We start from the raw sequence: 17,703 nt of genomic DNA on the forward strand, positions 1-17,703 counted from the left end.
GGTGCTCCCGCCCGGCAACGGGCCTTATCAGGCCCTATGCCCGTTGGGCATAGCACCGTGCCAGTGCACGGTGCCGCGCCGCGCATTTGCGCGGCGCCCGGCCCAAACCCGCCAAGGGGGCTGGCGCAGCCAGGCACCTGCGGGCGCGGGAGCTTCGGCCTGCTCTGCCGCAGCCGGTTCAATAGGGGTGTATGCGGCCGTCCCAAGTGTGAAAACAGCCGGTGGTATCCAGGTTCAGCACCGCGAACTCATTGATTAGCCCGGCGACAGACTCTTCCACCGTGATATCGCCTTCATGACCACCCATATCGGTGCGCACCCAGCCGGGATGATAAATCCCCACAGAGATCCCTTCCGGCTGCAGATCCGTCGCCAGATTGCGTCCGATGTTCAGCGCTGCCGCCTTGGAGGCGCGATAGGCATAGCTGCCCCCCGGCGCCCGCGCCTGGCTGGCCATCTGCGAAGACAGGATCGCGATCTTGGGTTCCTGTGCCAGCCGCAAATTGGGCAGCATCGCTTGCACCGTCAAAAACACGCCGGTCACATTGGCGGCCAGGGTCTTGGCCCAGACCTCGGCTGAGTAGTCTTCAAGCCCCATCGCCTTGTCGATATAGACCCCGGCATTGCACACCAGCAGATCCACCGGCCGGTTCTTGATCTGGGCCGCAAAGCGCGCCTGCTGGCCGGGGTCGGAGACATCCAGCTTGACGCCCGAGGAGTGATCGCGCGAGGTGCCTGTCACCTCATAGCCCGCCTCCTGCAGCCGCTTCACCAGCTCCTTGCCGATGCCGCGGCTGGTTCCTGTTACAACTGCATGCATTTTTGCTCTGCCCTTCAGTTTGTTTTGCGCCCGGGACGGAACGGCAGCGGCATCACCGGCACGCCTTCCTCGATCAGTTCCCGCGCATCTTCCAGCTTTGCCTCGCCATGGATCGCCCGCTCCGGCGCCTCGCCCAGGTGCATTGCCCGTGCCTCTTGAACAAAACTGCCGCCGACGTAATCGGAGTTTTCCTCAACCTTCTTGCGCAGATCGGCAATAGCCTGTTCGACCTCACCCGAAGGACGGCTCAGCAAGCCGGGGCCTGCAGGGGGAGTCGCCGGAGCGGTTGACGGCACCGGAACGGGAGCGGCCGGCGCAGTTGTCTGCGGTTCCGGTTCGCCGACGGCAGACACCGCCTTGCGTCCGGGGCGCACCCGTGGCGCCATGATGGCTTTCTCCACCTGCGCGCCGCCGCAGACAGCGCAGGACACCAGGCCGGCCGCCGCCAGCTTGTCAAACGCCGCAGCCGATTGGAACCAGCTGTCGAAACTGTGGCCATCGGTGCATTTGAGGCTGTATTGAATCATGCTTTCCCTCTTAACAGGAAGGGATGATTAAATCTCCCTCTCAGGCAAGTGCAAGAGGTCTGTTGTATCTACTGTGCCGCACCCGGACTTTGCAGCCGCTGCCGCAACTTTGCTGCCAGCTCCTCTTGCGGCAGATCTGCATCCACCGCCAGCCGCCGAAGTCCGAAATGCACATGCGCCATCTCGCGGTAATATCCTGCAAAGACGTAATTCACCGCGGCCCCGGCCACAGCCCCCGCAATCGGCACCGCCTGGGCTGCCAGCTTTTGCCCCAGCACTGCACCCAGCTTGGGCGCCACCTGGGCAATCAGCTTGTGCAAGCCTCCTGGCAGCCCCAGCCGCACCGAGACAAAGCCCAGATCCGCGCCGTCATCCCCGGCCAAAGGGCCTGCCGCCGCAAACACCTGGATGCAGTCAAAGGTCACGCTTTCGGCCTCCGGATCGAACCCCTCCGCAGCTGCGGCGCCCTGAATAGTCCGGAGCAAAAACGCCGTTGTCGCAGGCAGCTCCACCAGTGCGCCCGGCAGGCCCGCGGCGCCGCCCGCAGCGCCCATGGCCGCGCTCACCACCCGGTCGACGCCCGGTTTCTGATCCGCCACCAGACGGCGTGACTGGCTGGCCCCCTTCATGGCAACCCTGAGCGCGGTCTCAGTGGCGCCTGTCAGCCCGGCCCGCACCGGTTCCGGCAGCCGCTCCAGCAGGCTTTCGCCGCTGCCGCCCAGCCGGTTCAGCAAATCCACGCCAATACCGCCCGCCGCCCGGTGGCGCTGCGCCAGCGCGTCCAGCTCAGACTCGATTTCCTGCGGGGTGAATTCCCGTGCTGTTGATAGAACGTCCGTCAAATGCGCCTCCTCTGCCTATCCAGAAGATCGGCAGCCAAGGGCGGAAATTCAACCCTGCCAGCGGCGCACCTGCCCTTGAACGCCGTCCCAGGCCGCCTCTTGCAGCGCCAGTCCCAGCACCCGGTCCGGGTTGGTCGGCGGCGGCATTTCCACCCCTGTCAGTTTGGTGAACCCAAAGCGCCGGTAATAGGGCACATCGCCCACCAGCATCACCCGCGCCCAGCCGGTTTCCTCCGCCTTGGCGACGCTGTCGCGAATCAAAGACCCGCCCAGCCCCTCGCCCTGCCGCGTCGGGTGCACCGCAACCGGCCCCAGCAGCAGTGCGGGCGCTGCGCCAACCAGAACCGGCCAATACCGGATCGCCGCCGCCAGGATCCCGTCGCTGTCCCGGGCCACCTCGCTCAGCCCTGCAACCGGCGGCACCCCGTCGCGCAACCGGTAAGACGACAACGCCTCGCGGCCCGGCGCAAAGCACAGGTCATACAGCGCCTCAACCTCCCACCGGTCGTCCGGCTGCTCTGCCATCAATTCGATCACGCCGCCACGCCCCTGTTCCGGCCTCCGCATTCTTCCCTGCAGGCTGGCATTCGGCCTAACACGCGCGTAAGCCTTGGGCAAACACCTAAGCCCCTGAAAACCCCAAAGCAGGAAGCAAGAATGTTCTACCGCCCCGAGGACGGCCACGGCCTGCCCCACAACCCGTTCAACGCCATTGTCACGCCGCGGCCGATCGGCTGGATTTCGTCACGCTCCGCAGAGGGAGTGAACAACCTGGCGCCTTATTCCTTTTTTAACGCGGTCGCCTACACCCCGCCGCAGGTCATGTTTGCCTCCACCAGCAGCAAGCCGGACCAGGAAGGCACCAAGGACAGTGTGGCCAATATCGAGGCAACCGGCGTGTTCTGCGTCAACGTGGTCTCTTACGCACTGCGCGACGCGATGAACGCCAGCTCCGGCGCGCTGCCCAAAGAGACGAACGAGTTCGCCCACGCAGGGCTTGAAGCCGTGGAATGCGAAACCATTGCCTGCCCCCGCGTTGCCGCAGCCCCCGCCGCGCTGGAATGCCGGCTCACCCAAATCGTCACCCTGCCGGGCGAGGCCAACAAGGTGGTCTTCGGTGAAGTAACCGGCGTGCATCTGCGCGATGATTGCCTGCGCGACGGCGCCTTCGACGTGACCGCATTTCAGCCGTTGGCCCGTCTCGGATATCGCGACTATTCGGTGGTGCGCGACCTGTTTTCCCTGTCCCGCCCCGGCGAGTGAGGTCCTCGATGCCGCTTCCTGATCCCCGCAAGCGCAATCCGATCATCCTGCCGGACAGCACCCCGCACGCGGGCACCGTGATGCTCGCCCAGGTGCTGGATCATCCCAACATCCAGGCGGGCGACTACAGCTACGCCTCGGATTTCGACCCGCCGCAAAACTGGGCACAGCACCTGGCGCCCTACCTGTTCCCCGGCGCCCGCGAACGGCTGCAAATCGGCCGCTTCTGCCAGGTCGCGCACGGGGTGCGCTTCATCACCGCCTCGGCCAACCACGCCCAGGACGGGCTCAGCTGCTATCCCTTCCCGGTGTTCAACCCTGCGCAAATGGCGGGCTACCAGCCCGACACCCGCGACACGGTGATCGGCAATGACGTCTGGATCGGCTACAACGCGCTGATCCTGCCAGGCGCGCGCATCGGCGACGGCGCCATCATCGGCGCAGGCGCCGTGGTGCGCGGCTCCATCCCGCCTTACGCCATCGTCACCGGCAACCCCGGCACGGTGCAGAGCTTCCGCTTTTCCAAACCGCAGATCGTCCGCCTGCTCAGCCTCAAATGGTGGGATTGGCCGCCCGAGCTGATAACCCGCGCCGAGCCCGCCCTGCTCACAGGCGACCTCGACATGCTCGAAACTCTCGCCCCCGACTGAACCCCGCCCCAAGTATTTGCTGGTCCGGAGCCGCCGTCGCCTGAGACCGGACAGCCGCGCGGGGAGACGGCTATTTTCCTTGGCTCGGTGCGGACCGGGTGGCAGGCAAGGATCAGGGGATGGGGGATCCGGACCAGCGTTTGCTGGTATGGTGAGCCAGAGCCCCTTTCAAACAAAAAAATCCCGCGGCTCGCAAGACCCGCGGGTTTCTCTTTCAAACGATCAGGCGTCAATGGCCGCCCAGGATCCCGGTCTTGACCGAGTAATCCACCGCAACCTCATAATCCGGATCGTCATCGCTATCGACCATCAGATGCCCCGCCTTGGTCAACAGCTGGTGGCAGTCGCGGCTGAGGTGCCGCAGGACCAGCGATTTGCCCTCGGCCTCATACTTGCCCGCCAGCGCTTCGATTGCCTGCAAGGCTGATTGGTCGACCACCCGGCTGCGGGCAAAGTCCACAATCACATGATCCGGATCCCCCGCCACGTCAAACAACTCGATGAATCCGTCGGTGGAGCCAAAGAACAGCGGCCCCTCGATCTCATATACCTTGGCGCCCTTATCGCTTTCGGATTCGCGGGTATAGGCATGAATGCGGCGCGCATTGTTCCAGGCATAGGCCAGCGCCGAGACGATCACGCCCACCACAACCGCAATCGCCAGGTCGGTCATCACCGTCACCACGGTCACCAGCACAATGACAAAGGCATCCATCAGCGGCACCTTGGTCATCACCTTGAAACTGTTCCAGGCAAAGGTCCCGATCACCACCATGAACATCACACCCACCAGCGCCGCCAGCGGGATCTGCTCGATCAGCGGCGAAGCCACAACGATAAACGCCAGCAGGAACAGCGCTGCAGCAATGCCCGCGATCCGTGTCCGGCCACCGGATTTCACGTTGATCATTGACTGGCCGATCATTGCGCAGCCGCCCATGCCGCCAAAAAAGCCGGTCACCACATTGGACGCGCCCTGCGCAATGCACTCCTGGCTGGCACCGCCGCGCTTGCCGGTGATCTCGCCCACCAGGTTCAGGGTCAGCAGGCTCTCGATCAGGCCAATGGCGGCCAGGATCACCGCATAAGGCAGGATGATCCATAGTGTTTCCAGCGTGAACGGCGCCAGGGCAGCGCCATAAAGGCCTTCGCCGCTTCCAAAAGGATTATGGAAGGAGGGGAACCCGCCCTTGATCGAGGCCATGTCTCCTACGGTCGGCACATCAATTCCAACGGCAATCACCAGTGCTGCAACAATGCCGATCCCCGCCAGCGGTGCCGGAATGATCGCGGTGATCTTTGGCGTGCCCCAGATAATCAGCATAGTCAGCCCCACCAGCCCCAGCATCATCACCAACTGCGAGCTTGCCAGCCAGGCCTCGGTGTTCTCCGGATCCTTGAACTGGGTCAGCTGCGCCAGGAAGATCACGATCGCCAGGCCGTTCACAAAACCCAGCATCACCGGGTGCGGCACCAGCCGGATGAATTTGCCCCAATGCATCACACCCGCGATGATCTGCAGGATCCCCATCAGGACCACTGTGGCAAAGAGGTATTCCACCCCGTGCTGCGCCACTAGCGCCACCATCACCACCGCCAAGGCACCCGTCGCGCCCGAGATCATCCCCGGCCGCCCGCCGAACACTGCGGTGATCAGACCCACCATGAAGGCCGCATAAAGCCCGACCAGCGGATGCACGCCCGCAACAAAGGCAAAGGCCACTGCTTCGGGCACCAGCGCCAGTGCCACGGTGAGGCCCGACAGCAATTCAGTGCGCACGCGGGCCACGGTAAAGCCCTCGTCCTGCATGATGGAGAGGTTGGGCGGGGAAATCTGCTTGGCCAGCAAAGCCATGGCTGCGCGTCTCATGGGGGTACCTGTACTCGGGAGGAAGGGTGTTGCGCCCGCCCCTAGCGGAAATACGCCAACGGGGCAAGGGCGCGGGGTGCTGGCGCCCCCTCCGCAAAGGGGTCCGCACCGCAAAGCCGCAAACAGGTCAGCAATATTGCCCCAATGTTTCGCGCGCGAAACATTTAGTCAAAAGCGCTAGCGCTAAACTTTAGCGCTTGTTAATCATCAAAGCCAACCGCCCAGATTGCGGTCAACCAGCCAATGTGCTTCAACCTCCTAAACAGCGGGGTCAATTCGAGCTCAACGGGAGAAAGCGCAATGGCAAAGGTTCTGCGAGAAAGCAGCGATCCCAAATTCTACGGCAAGTTTCGTTTGGAACTCTGTGACCCTGCGGATCAGTTGCGGGTCCAAGCCGGTAAAGATTGGCTCAAAGCCGAAGAAATGGCCGCTTTGGAGGAAACCCACGACGGCTACTTAATTGAATTCCGGCGCTCAGAGCGTCCTTGGCGGGCGGAGTTCTTGCCTCAAAAACTATGCATGACCAAAGGCAAGGAGTTACCGGACTATACAAAGTCAATTCCAGGCTGCAAAAATGAATACTCACACGGTAGTTTGGTGAGCTCAAAGCTCAAGTCGGTGATCGAAAACCACCAGTCAGAGCACGATGGCTGGCTATTCTCTCCAGTCGAGATTCTGAACAAGGACGGATCAGTACACGGCACCCGCTATATTTGGTGGGTTCACAAGGTCGTTGATGCAATTGATCCAACGTCGGAAGGCATAAAAACGGTAGGTGGACCAGTGGATGGCAAACATCGCTGGACACACATTGGGAAAAAATCCAGTACGTCTAAAGTTGCGGAAATCCGCGGTCAGCGGCCTAACAGCTTGGCTCGATTTGCGATACTTTTCAGGGCGTAGGGTGTTCGTTTCTGTTTCCCTATTTGCGTCGATGGAAGAAGCAGGAATTTCCTATTTCCGCGCCGACTCGATCTGGTCCGAGGTCTGAACCCTGCCTACAAGGGCCAAGCGTGAAACCCTCAATGCAGCGGAACGGCCATTGCAGCAAGCCCGGGCAAATTTGGCGCAGAAAGCAGCTCTGGCAACCGCACTAGATGTTATTAACGCTGGCCGGATCGCCACCGCCCTCGGCGCGGCGGCGCTGACCGGGATCATCCGGCGCAAATACCCTTCTCTCTTTCATCTTGCCGAAAATACTTCCGCCGGAGGCTCCCGCGCCCGCGGCCCCCTCCCGGTGCACGGGCGGTGCACAGAGGATGCACGCTTGCCACCCCCGGTTTATCACCTTGCTCTTGCCAAATCCGGCGCCGCTTGCGCATATCCAAGACAACAGCATCAGGAGGGCAGCACGTGACCGCAGCAGAACCCCGTGAAACCATGATTGCCGTGATCGGCGGCTCGGGTATTTATGAGATCGACGGGCTGGAAGGCGCCGAATGGGTCTCGGTCGAAACGCCTTGGGGGGCGCCATCGGATCAAATCCTGACCGGTTCCCTGGACGGGGTGAAAATGGCCTTCCTGCCCCGCCACGGCCGCGGCCATGTGCATTCGCCGACCGAGGTCCCCTACCGCGCCAACATCGACGCACTGAAGCGGCTGGGGGTGACGGACGTGTTCTCGGTCTCGGCTTGCGGATCCTTCCGCGAGGAAATGGCACCGGGCGATTTTGTTGTTGTGGACCAATTCATTGACCGGACCTTCGCGCGCGAAAAGAGCTTCTTCGGGACCGGCTGCGTGGCCCATGTAAGCGTGGCGCACCCGACCTGCGAGCGGCTCTCGGACGCGGCCGAAGCAGCGGGAAAGGATGCAGGCATCAACATCCACCGCGGCGGCACCTATCTGTGCATGGAGGGGCCGCAGTTCTCCTCGATGGCGGAAAGCAAGATGTACCGCGAGCAATGGGGCTGCGATGTGATCGGCATGACCAACATGCCCGAAGCCAAACTCGCCCGCGAGGCTGAGCTGTGTTACGCCTCCATTGCCATGGTCACCGATTACGACAGCTGGCATCCGGAGCACGGCGCTGTGGAAATCACTGATATCATTGCAACATTGCAGGGCAACTCTGCCAATGCCCGCGAACTGGTCCGCCGCCTGCCTGGTCTGCTGGGCCAGGATCGTGCGGAGTGCCCGCATGGCTGCGACAAAGCGCTGGAATATGCCATCATGACTGCACCCGAGAAACGCGATCCTGCTCTGCTGGCCAAGCTGGACGCCGTGGCGGGCCGGGTTCTGGACTGATCCAAGGCTGCAACAGTTTTGAACTATCGGGGCGGTCTTCGCAGGGCCGCCTCTTTTCTTTGCCGGGTTGCGTCCCTTTATCCTTCTGCAGACCTTGCTTCGACGTTGCAGATTTCAGGATCTCTTTCATGCGCCTTCACGGATTGGACATCGCCCGCTTCCTTGCCTTTTGCGGCATGGTTCTGGTTAACTTCCGCATTGCGGCGCAGGTGGCGCCGGGAACCGATGCCGTATCTTTGTTCACCAACAGCCTGGAGGGCCGCGCTGCCGCGCTGTTTGTGGTGCTGGCGGGGATCGGGGTATCGCTGGGCAAACCGGACCGGGCAACGATGTTCCGGCGCGCTGTGTTCCTGTTTGTGATCGGCCTCTTGAACCTGACCATATTCGACGCCGACATCCTGCACTTCTATGCGCTGTATTTCCTGGTGGCGCTGCCGTTCCTGACGGCCTCCAGCCGGACGCTGCTTTGGGCCGCTGCGGGCACGCTGGCAATCGGGCTGGCAGGGCTGCTGGTGCTGGATTACGAGGCACATTGGAACTGGGACACACTGACCTACGCGGAATTCTGGACGCTGGAAGGCTTTCTGCGCCATTCCTTCTTCAATGGCTGGCATCCGGTGTTTCCTTGGGTCGCTTTCCTGTTTCTGGGCATGTGGATCGGCCGCTTGGATCTGGCCAGCCGCCGGGTGCAGGCCCGCATGGTCTTCTGGGGCGCGGCAGCGGCAGTGCTGGGCGCCTTGCCCGGGATGCTGCTGCAGGATCCGGAGCTGGCCGAACTCTTCGGCACCAGCGCCATTCCCCCTGGACCGTTCTACATTATCGCAGCCTCCGGCACCGCGGTTGCCGTGACCGGGCTGATGCTGGCAATCGGCCCTGCGCTGGACAAGGCTGGACTGGGTGAATGGCTGGCGGCGCCGGGCCGGCAAGCCCTGAGCCTCTATGCGGCGCATATCCTGTTGGGAATGGGCACACTGGAAGCCATGGGCCAGCTCGACGGTTCTCTCGACACCTCTCAGATCTTCGGCTACTCGCTTGGCTTCTGCGCTCTCTCGATGGTGCTGGTCTGGGTTTGGAACATCTTTGCGAACAACGGGCCGCTGGAAGCGCTGATGCGCTGGAGCACCCGTTTTCCCCGGTGACTCCTCCCAGCGCCGCTGCCCCGGCCCGCGGCCAGTTCCAGCAGGCCTCCTGCCGCAGCCCCGAACCGCATGCTCACGGTTCCCCCTTGCATGACAGCGCTGCATCGGCCAAACCGCCCATGGCCTGGTAACGCTGCCGGGCTGCTGTCTCAGTTGCGCCAAGGGGAGCCAAGCCGATGCCCAAGAAGCCCGCCGTCAAGGATTACATCCGCACCATCGTCGACTTCCCGCATGAAGGGATCTTGTTCCGCGACGTGACCACGCTGTTTGCTGATCCGCGCGGGTTCCGCATGGCAATCGACCAGATGCTGCACCCCTATGCCGGGGAACGGATCGACAAAGTGGTGGGTCTTGAAGCACGCGGCTTTATCCTGGGCGGCGCGATAGCGCATCAGCTGAGCGTCGGCTTTGTGCCGGTCCGCAAGAAAGGCAAGCTGCCCGGCACCACCATCAGCGAAGAGTACAAGCTGGAATACGGCGAGGCGATTGTCGAAATCCACGACGACGCCATTAAGCCGGGCGAGAAGATTCTGGTGGTTGATGACCTCTTGGCCACCGGCGGCACTGCGGGCGCGGGCATTAAGCTGATTGAGCGGCTGGGCGGCGAAATTGTCTCTTGCTCCTTCATCGTGGACCTGCCGGAACTGGGTGGCCGCAAGCTGTTGGAGGACATGGGCATGGATGTGCATGTGCTGTGCGAATTCGACGGCCTCTGAGCACTGTAAGGACAGCGCCCGGTCCGGGGGCTCCCGCCGGTCAAACGCCATTCTTGCGAACGGCTCTTCCCGTTGGGCCTAGTCCTTTCCGCCCCGCAAGGGCCTGAAAGGGCACGCCGCGCAGATGCGCGGCGCAGGGCCCAAAGCCGCCAGGCGGTCCGGCGCAGCCGGGCTGATGCAGCTGCGGGAGATCTTGGGAATGCCCGGGCGGGTCAGCCGGCCCTGAGCACCGCGCCAGGATTCATGATGCCGTTGGGGTCCAGTGCCTGCTTGATTGCCCGCATGGCCGCCAGCTTGGCCGGGTCGCCATAGCGTTCCAGGTCACCCGTTTTCATCCGCCCGACCCCGTGCTCAGCACTGAAAGAGCCGCCAAAGGCATGAACCAGATCATGCACCGCCGTTTTCACTGCTTCACGCATGTGCCTGAACTGGTCGCGGGACTGCCCCTTTGGCGGGAACACATTGTAATGCAGGTTGCCGTCCCCCAGATGGCCAAAGCAGTTGATGCGGAAATCGCCAAGGCCTGCGACCACCTCTCTGCCCCGTTCGATGAAGGCGGGAATATCCGAGATCGGCACTGAGATGTCGTGGCTGGAAACCGATCCGATTGCCTTGTTGGCCAGCGGAATATTCTCGCGCACCGCCCACAGCGCCTGCCGCTGGGATCCGGACTGGGCAATCACGCCATCCGCAACCAGTCCTGCCTTTTCGGCGGCTTCGAACAAATCTGCCAGAGCGTCCTCAGCGACCACGCCCTGCGGCAATCCCAATTCGATCAGCACGCACCACTCGGGCGCCTCGGCAAACGGCTGGCGGATCTCCGGCAGAGCCTCCGCCAAAAACGCCAGACCTTGCCGGTGGATCAGTTCAAAGGCACTGACAGTTTCACCGGCGTGATCACGGGCCAGAGCCAGCAGCGCAATGGCAGCAGCAGCGTCCTTCACTGTGAACAGCGCGGTTCCCTGCGCGACAGGGACCGGCAACAGCTTCAGCGTGGCGGCAGTGATCACCCCCAGCGTGCCCTCGGCTCCGATCAGCAGGTTTTTCAGGTCATAGCCCGTGTTGTCTTTGCGCAAACGCGACAACCCGTGCCAGATGTCTCCCGAGGGCAGCACCGCCTCCAACCCCAGGCAGAGATCGCGTGCATTGCCGTAGCGCAGCACGTTAACGCCGCCGGCATTGGTCGAGAGGTTCCCGCCGATCCGGGCTGATCCCTCTGCCGCCAGCGACAGGGGAAACAGCCGCCCTGCCCCTTCTGCCGCGGCCTGGACATCCGCCAGAATGGCTCCTGCTTCGGCAATCAGGACATTTTCCTGCGGGTGAACGGACCGGATTGCCGCCATCCGTTCCAGCGACAGCACCAGTGGCGCCGGGCCGTCCGGCATTACCTGGCCACCGACCAGGCTGGTGCCGCCGCCATAGGGCACAACCGGCACCCAAGCGGCACTGGCTTCGCGAATCAGAAGTGAGACTTGCTCAGCTGTTTGCGGCAAGGCCAGCACCCCCGCCTGCCCCTGGTAGCGCCCGCGCGGTTCCTCCAGATAACGCGGCTCTGGCGGCCGCAGCACGCCTTCCGGCAGCAGGTTCGAGAGATGGTTGGCAAAGGCAGTATCTGCGGGGTTCAGCATCATGCCCTATCCATGCCGTAAGTGGCACGGGCTGGCAAGGCAGGTCACTCTTCTTCAGCTAGGTACTTCGGCTGCAGCACATGGATCGTCGGGCGGCTGGGCAGGCTGCGCAGGGAGAGCGTAAGGGCGCTGTTGCCTTCATTCACGACATCAAACTCAGGCCCGATCCGGGCCAGGAAGCGCTGCAGCGATGCGTCACTGAACCAATGCATCGGAATTATGACGGAGGAACGCAGCCGCCCCAGAACTTCCAGCATCTGATCCAGCGGCAGGGTTATGCCGCCATCCACCGCCGCCATCACCACGTCGAGCCGCCCCAGCGCCGCATATTGTTCCGGGGTCGGCACATGGTGGAGATGACCCAAATGGCCGATACAGAGGCCAGCCGCCTCGAAAACGAAGATTGAGTTGCCTTGCGCTTCCACGCCTCCGAACATGTTGCGGATGTCAGTGGAGACATTGCGGATCAGCATTTCGCCAAGGTCCAGATGGTGTTCTATCCCGCCCCCAAGCGGCCCCCAGCCCCGTAACACATGGGGAATGGCTGGATCGGGATGCGCCGTCCAGTGGGTTTCATGGGCGTGGTTCATGGTGACCACATCCGGGATCAGCGGCGCAGCGCCAGTGAAGCCCGTGAAATCGGTAACCACATTCAGCCCGCCTTCGGTGCGCAGCAGGAAGGAGGCATGCGCGATGTAGCGGATCTGCACGCTGTCCTGGGCAACCGGGTCCTGCCAACTGGCTTGGTGCAGATACTCCAGGCCAGGGGTTGCCCCGGCCAGTGCGATACAATGGCTTGCCCGCCGCTCCTGGGCCTGGAGGGCAGTGGTACAGAGGATCAGCCAAAAGAGACAGCAAAAGCCGCGCATGAAGCAGGTTCTAGGGCGCAAACCGCAGTTGTCAGCCCCCAGGGCGGAAAATCGCGCCGGGCGCGCTCCCGCCTGTTCCAGCAGAATTGAAAATTCTGCCTCTCAGTTGGGCGTGGCGCCGGGCCTGCGGCCCGGCGCAGCCATGGCAGGCCGCGAAGCTCTTTCCGGCCGAAAGACCGGGTGGCGCCGCACCGCAGGTGCGGCGCCACCCCCAACGGGAGCGGGGCATTTCAATGCACCAGCGACGGGCGGGAGCGCCCGGCTGCCTGTGCCTCTGCGATCAGGCCTGCCCGGCCAGTGTCTTGCCCCGCCGGTCGTGGCGCAGCGAAGCGTACAAAACATGGGTCCGCCACCGGCCGTTGATCTGAAGATAGGACTGAGCAACGCCTTCGTATTTGAAGCCGGATTTTTCCAAGAGACCGCGGGAGGCTTCGTTTTCTGGCAGGCAGGCGGCCTCGATCCGGCTGAGATCCAGCTTGCTGAAGGCATGATGCACCACCGCGCCGATCGCCTCGCGCATGTAGCCGTGGCGGGCAAAGGGCAACCCGGTCCAGTACCCCAGCGTTCCCGCCTGGGCCGGTCCGCGGCGGATGTTGTCCAGCGTGATTGCACCCGCCAGCATATTGTCGGACCGCCGGATCAGGAACAGCGGCAGCGCCGTGCCCCCAGCCACCGAACGGCGGGCCCAATAGACCCGGTTGGTGAACGACTTGCGGCTGAGGTGGTCCGCCGCCCAGCTGGGCTCCCACGGCGTCAAATACGGCTGGCTCTGCAGCCGCAGCGCTGCCCAGCCGTGAAAATCCGCATGCACCGGCGGCCTGAGAGTCAGGCGTTCGGTTTCAATGCGGACCTTGCGGCGGTTCAGCAGCATCAGGCGGCGCGCCTCTCCTGCAGCCTCTCCAGCGCCGGGGCATCTGCGACCGGACCGTAAAGCGCAAGTGCCGCCGGCGCGGAAACCGCCATCTCCTCAGCCATGCTGCGCACATCCTTGGTGCTCACAGCCTCAATCCGCTCAACCGTGTGTTCCAGTGACGGCACCTTGCCCCAGATCTGCACCAGGCGGGCCAGACGTTCAGCCCGGTTCGACGGGCTTTCCAGCCCCATCAACATCCCGGCTTTCATCTGGGCGCGGGCGCGCTCGACCTCGGCCTCAGTCATATCGTCGGCGGCACGTTTCATCTCGTCGATGGTGATGCCTGCAAGCTCTTCCAGCTGATCGCCTGAGGTGCCGGCATAGACAGTCATCGCGCCAGTATCGGCATAAGATCCGGCCTGCGCAAAGATAGTGTAGCACAGGCCGCGTTTTTCGCGCACTTCCTGGAACAGCCGCGAGGACATGCCTCCGCCAAGCGCACTGGCATAGATCTGCGAGGTGTACATCGACTGGTCGCGGTAGCTGGGGCCTTCGAACGCCAGCGCAAAATGCGCCTGCTCCAGGTCTTTGACCTGCCGCGCTTCGCCGCCGGTGAACAGCGCGCCTTCGGCGTTGAAATCGGGCTTGGCTTCCATATGGCCAAACAACCGCTCGGCTAGTTTCACCAAGACATCGTGATCGACGCCGCCAGCGGCCGCCAATATCATCTGGCCGGGACCGTAGTGCTCACCCACGAAGCCTTGCAGGTCTTCGCGGCTGAAGCTGCTGACGCGCTCTGCCGGGCCCAGAATGGTGCGGCCCAAAGGTTGGCCGCGGTAGCTTTCTTCCTGCAGCCAGTCAAAGATCACATCATCCGGCGTGTCCAGCGACTGGCCAATCTCCTGCAGGATCACGCCGCGCTCGACCTCGATTTCGCGCTGATCGAACACCGGGTTCAGCAGGATGTCCCCGATCACATCCACGGCCAACGGCACATCGTCCTTGAGCACACGGGCGTAATACGCCGTCACCTCACGCGAGGTGTAAGCGTTGATGTAACCGCCTACATCCTCGATCTCTTCGGCGATTTGCAGGGCCGAGCGGGTCTTGGTGCCCTTGAAGGCCATATGCTCCAGGAAGTGGGCAATGCCGTTCTGTTCAAGCCGCTCGTGACGGCCGCCGGCGTTGACCCAGATCCCGACCGCCGCGGATTCCAGCCCTGGCATATGCTCGGAGACGATGCGGAACCCGTTGGCGAGTGTGTGCTGCTGAACTGTCAATTCGCGATGTTCTTTCTGATGTGATCCTCAAGGGCCGCCAGATCACTGCTGATCCGGGTTACCCGTTCCGGCCTGTCATACAGATCTGCCATCCGCGGAGGAAGAGGCGGATGAATGCCGCTGGCATCTTCTACGGCAGCCGGGAATTTCGCCGGGTGGGCAGTGGCGAGCGTGATCATCGGCACATCCGCCTCGCGGTGCTCGTTCGCGACCTTCACGCCAACGGCTCCATGCGGACAAAGCAGCTCGCCCGAGGCAGCCAGTTCGGATTTGATTGTGGCCAGGGTTTCTTCCTCAGAGGTGCGGCCCGAGGCATAGGTTTCGCTCAGCGCCTGCATGGCCCCTTGCGACACGTCGAAGCCGCCGTTCTTCAGCTCATCCATCAACTGGGCAATGGCCTTGCTGTCTTGGCCATAGGCGTAGAACAGGGCACGCTCGAAGTTCGACGACACCTGAATGTCCATCGACGGGCTGATCGAGGGTTGGGTGTCGCCCTTGTAGTACCCCTGCCCCGACAGGCAGCGGTGCAGGATGTCGTTCTGGTTGGTGGCAACCACCAGCTGATCGATCGGCAGGCCCATCTGCTTGGCAATGAATCCCGCGAAGATGTCGCCGAAGTTTCCAGTCGGCACGGTGAAGCTCACCTTGCGGTCCGGCGCCCCCAGAGAGACGGCGGCGGAGAAGTAATAAACGACCTGCGCCAGAACGCGGGCGATGTTGATCGAGTTCACGCCCGCCAGTTTCACGCCGTCGCGGAAATCGAAGTCGTTGAACATATCTTTGACGCGCGCCTGGCAGTCGTCAAAGTCGCCATCAACGGCCAGCGCATGGACGTTGGCATCCTGCGGGGTGGTCATTTGGCGGCGCTGCACTTCGGAGACCCGGCCGTGCGGATACAGGATGAAGACGTCAACGTTGCTGAGGCCCCGGAAGGCCTCCATCGCTGCCGAGCCGGTGTCGCCGGATGTCGCGCCCGCAATGGTCACCCGGTCGCCGCGCCGCTCAAGAGCAGCCTGGAACAGCTGGCCGATCAGCTGCATGGCGAAGTCCTTGAACGCCAGCGTGGGGCCGTGGAACAATTCCAGCAGGAAGTGGTTCGGTGCCAGCTGCTTCAGCGGTGCGCGGGCGGCGTGGCCGAAGCCCTCGTAAGCGCGGGCGATGATGGCGCGGAATTCCTCGTCGGTGAAGCAATCGCCGATGAAAGGGCGCATGACGCGGAAGGCGGTTTCCTCATAGGACAGGCCCGCCAGTGCCGCGATCTCATCCTGGGGCATCTGCGGGATTTCGGCCGGCACATACAGGCCGCCGTCGCGCGCGAGGCCGGTCAGCATTGCGTCTTCAAAGGTCAGCTCGGGCGCTTGGCCCCGGGTCGAGATATATTTCATCGCCTTCAGCTCTTCTGGTTCAAGGGCGGCTGCGCCGCAGGAAGTAGACGGTCATTGCGGCCCAGATGAAGGCCAGCGAAAACCAGGTGATCGAATATTGCAAGTGGTTGTTCGGGATGGAGGCCGTGTCGACAGGCACTGGCAACAAGTCGGCCTCGCCTTGGGGATTGCGCCTTAGAACAATCATGGCAGGCTCGGTACCAAGATAATCGGCCATCTGTTCGGCGTCACGGGCAAACCAAATGTTATCCACCCAATCCGGTTTAGGCGTGTAGCTGTCGGTTTCTTGCGGCCAGTGCAGGTTGCCTTCAATCTCCGCGGGGCCAAAGTAACGGTCATCCGGCCTGTCAGCCTGCGTTACAAACCCGCGGTCGATCAGAACCTTACGGCCGTTCGCCAAGGTGAAATCGGAGACCACACGAAACCCTGGCCCCAGGTCCTTAAACGAAGAAAGGACGTGCAGCTCATTTTCACCGATGTCGCCGGAAAGACGAATGGGGCGGTACTTGTCCACTTCAGGATCAAAGTCTGAGGGAAGCACAGTTACGGGTTCTTCCGCGATCCGTGCCTCGATGGTAGCGAGGATATCTTCTTTCCAGGCCATGCGCTGCAGCTGCCAGGTGCCCAGGCCGATAAGAATGGCAAGGCCCGCGCCGCTGATGATCAACAGGAAGATGACACGCCGCATCCGGGCTGCTCCGCTTCAATAGTAAAGGCGCGCAGAGCCTGCTGCCCTGCGCGCCTTGCTCATTAATGTCTGTCCGCGGTTTTTGGAACCGCAAACATGTAACCATTACATTCCCGGGATCAAAAGCCCGAGGTGCCCCAGATGTAGACGGCAACAAACAGGAACAGCCAGACGACGTCCACAAAGTGCCAGTACCAGGCCGCGGCCTCAAAGCCGACGTGCTGTTCCGGGGTGAAGTCGCCCTTCATCGCGCGGATCAGGCAGACAGTCAGGAAGATGGTGCCGATCACAACATGGAAACCGTGGAAGCCGGTGGCCATGAAGAAGTTCGAGTAAAACTCATCTTCGCCGAACTTCCAGCCTTCGTGCAGCAGGTGATAGTATTCATAGCCCTGCAGCGCGGTGAAGGCGATGCCGAAAGCGATACCGATGGCCAGGCCCTGGACCAGCGCCTTGCGGTCGTTGTTATGGACCAGCGCGTGGTGTGCCCAAGTCACGGCACAGCCGGACAGCAGCAGCAGCAGCGTATTGATCAGCGGCAGGTGGAACGGATCGACAGCCACGATTTCCGGCGCGATGTACTCGGTGCCGATATAGGTCTCCATCGGGTAAATGGCGTGTTTGAAGAACGACCAGAACCAGGCGAAGAAGAACATCACCTCGGACATCACAAACAGGATGAAGCCATAACGCAGACCGATGCGGACAACTGGCGTGTGATCGCCGACTTTGCTTTCGGCGACGACTTCGGACCACCAGGCGAAGGCAGAATAGAGAACCGCAACAAAGCCGATCCAGAACGCCCAGGCAGTGATGCCCTTCATCCAGAAAACCGCGCCGACCAGCATGACAAAAGTGCCCAGCGATGCGGCCAGCGGCCAGATCGACGGCGGCAGAATATGATAATCGTGATTTTTAGCGTGCGCCAT

General features: G+C 62.5%; 18 protein-coding genes. 6 read left to right on the forward strand and 12 right to left on the reverse strand.

Annotation, left to right across the window (positions count from 1 at the left end; genetic code table 11):
* Positions 1–178 precede the first annotated feature (178 nt).
* The 4 genes from AQUI_RS0124165 to AQUI_RS0124180 all read right to left on the reverse strand — a co-directional run bounded on the left by AQUI_RS0124165 (position 179) and on the right by AQUI_RS0124180 (position 2,756).
* Complete coding sequence (locus AQUI_RS0124165) at positions 179–820, reverse strand: SDR family oxidoreductase (RefSeq protein WP_027259829.1); 642 nt, start codon at positions 818–820, stop codon at positions 179–181.
* A gap of 14 nt (positions 821–834) precedes the next feature.
* A complete protein-coding gene (locus tag AQUI_RS0124170) occupies positions 835–1,347 on the reverse strand; it encodes a DUF1178 family protein (RefSeq protein WP_027259830.1) in 513 nt (170 codons plus the stop codon).
* Between the two features lie 68 nt (positions 1,348–1,415).
* Entirely contained in the window at positions 1,416–2,189 is a 774-nt protein-coding gene (locus tag AQUI_RS0124175; protein WP_027259831.1) for an EcsC family protein, read from the reverse strand.
* Positions 2,190–2,237: 48 nt separating this feature from the next.
* Positions 2,238–2,756: a GNAT family N-acetyltransferase gene (locus AQUI_RS0124180; RefSeq protein WP_425411829.1), complete on the reverse strand. Its 519-nt coding sequence runs from the start codon at positions 2,754–2,756 to the stop codon at positions 2,238–2,240.
* Between the two features lie 90 nt (positions 2,757–2,846).
* On the opposite strand from AQUI_RS0124180, the gene AQUI_RS0124185 reads away from it, so the two are divergent.
* Positions 2,847–3,452 (forward strand): flavin reductase family protein, encoded by a 606-nt coding sequence (locus tag AQUI_RS0124185; protein WP_027259833.1) that lies wholly within the window; start codon positions 2,847–2,849, stop codon positions 3,450–3,452.
* 8 nt (positions 3,453–3,460) lie between these two features.
* A complete protein-coding gene (locus AQUI_RS0124190) occupies positions 3,461–4,102 on the forward strand; it encodes a CatB-related O-acetyltransferase (RefSeq protein ID WP_027259834.1) in 642 nt (213 codons plus the stop codon).
* A 229-nt stretch (positions 4,103–4,331) separates the two neighbouring features.
* Here the strand turns inward: AQUI_RS0124190 and AQUI_RS0124195 are convergent, their stop codons facing one another.
* On the reverse strand, positions 4,332–5,972 hold the full coding sequence (locus tag AQUI_RS0124195; protein ID WP_027259835.1) for a SulP family inorganic anion transporter: 1,641 nt from the start codon (positions 5,970–5,972) through the stop codon (positions 4,332–4,334).
* A 300-nt stretch (positions 5,973–6,272) separates the two neighbouring features.
* Between AQUI_RS0124195 and AQUI_RS0124200 the strand changes: the two genes are divergently transcribed.
* The 4 genes from AQUI_RS0124200 to AQUI_RS0124215 all read left to right on the forward strand — a co-directional run bounded on the left by AQUI_RS0124200 (position 6,273) and on the right by AQUI_RS0124215 (position 10,071).
* Positions 6,273–6,875 (forward strand): imm11 family protein, encoded by a 603-nt coding sequence (locus AQUI_RS0124200; protein ID WP_027259836.1) that lies wholly within the window; start codon positions 6,273–6,275, stop codon positions 6,873–6,875.
* 477 nt (positions 6,876–7,352) lie between these two features.
* Positions 7,353–8,216: an S-methyl-5'-thioadenosine phosphorylase gene (locus AQUI_RS0124205; protein WP_035920469.1), complete on the forward strand. Its 864-nt coding sequence runs from the start codon at positions 7,353–7,355 to the stop codon at positions 8,214–8,216.
* A 128-nt stretch (positions 8,217–8,344) separates the two neighbouring features.
* A complete protein-coding gene (locus AQUI_RS0124210; protein WP_035920190.1) occupies positions 8,345–9,355 on the forward strand; it encodes a DUF418 domain-containing protein in 1,011 nt (336 codons plus the stop codon).
* A gap of 176 nt (positions 9,356–9,531) precedes the next feature.
* Entirely contained in the window at positions 9,532–10,071 is a 540-nt protein-coding gene (locus AQUI_RS0124215; protein ID WP_027259839.1) for an adenine phosphoribosyltransferase, read from the forward strand.
* A 212-nt stretch (positions 10,072–10,283) separates the two neighbouring features.
* Here AQUI_RS0124215 and AQUI_RS0124225 read toward each other — a convergent pair whose 3' ends face one another.
* From AQUI_RS0124225 to AQUI_RS0124255, 7 genes are all read right to left on the reverse strand, one after another.
* The gene (locus AQUI_RS0124225; RefSeq protein ID WP_027259840.1) at positions 10,284–11,702 is read right to left on the reverse strand and encodes an FAD-binding oxidoreductase; all 1,419 of its coding nucleotides are present in this window, start codon (positions 11,700–11,702) and stop codon (positions 10,284–10,286) included.
* A 41-nt stretch (positions 11,703–11,743) separates the two neighbouring features.
* Positions 11,744–12,568: an MBL fold metallo-hydrolase gene (locus AQUI_RS0124230; RefSeq protein ID WP_035920191.1), complete on the reverse strand. Its 825-nt coding sequence runs from the start codon at positions 12,566–12,568 to the stop codon at positions 11,744–11,746.
* A gap of 280 nt (positions 12,569–12,848) precedes the next feature.
* On the reverse strand, positions 12,849–13,439 hold the full coding sequence (locus AQUI_RS0124235; RefSeq protein WP_027259842.1) for a GNAT family N-acetyltransferase: 591 nt from the start codon (positions 13,437–13,439) through the stop codon (positions 12,849–12,851).
* Positions 13,439–14,701, reverse strand: coding sequence for a M16 family metallopeptidase (locus AQUI_RS0124240; protein ID WP_027259843.1), 1,263 nt, complete (start codon positions 14,699–14,701; stop codon positions 13,439–13,441). Before AQUI_RS0124240 ends, AQUI_RS0124235 begins: the two co-directional genes overlap by 1 nt.
* The gene (thrC, locus tag AQUI_RS0124245; RefSeq protein ID WP_027259844.1) at positions 14,698–16,086 is read right to left on the reverse strand and encodes a threonine synthase; all 1,389 of its coding nucleotides are present in this window, start codon (positions 16,084–16,086) and stop codon (positions 14,698–14,700) included. The genes AQUI_RS0124240 and thrC overlap by 4 nt, the downstream gene beginning before the upstream one ends.
* Before the next feature lie 19 nt (positions 16,087–16,105).
* Positions 16,106–16,774 carry an SURF1 family protein gene (locus tag AQUI_RS0124250; RefSeq protein WP_027259845.1) on the reverse strand — a complete coding sequence of 223 codons (669 nt, stop codon included), beginning with the start codon at positions 16,772–16,774 and terminating at the stop codon, positions 16,106–16,108.
* Positions 16,775–16,893: 119 nt separating this feature from the next.
* On the reverse strand, positions 16,894–17,703 hold the full coding sequence (locus tag AQUI_RS0124255; protein ID WP_027259846.1) for a cytochrome c oxidase subunit 3: 810 nt from the start codon (positions 17,701–17,703) through the stop codon (positions 16,894–16,896).

The sequence above is a fragment of the Leisingera aquimarina DSM 24565 genome (assembly GCF_000473165.1).
Lineage (GTDB): Bacteria > Pseudomonadota > Alphaproteobacteria > Rhodobacterales > Rhodobacteraceae > Leisingera > Leisingera aquimarina.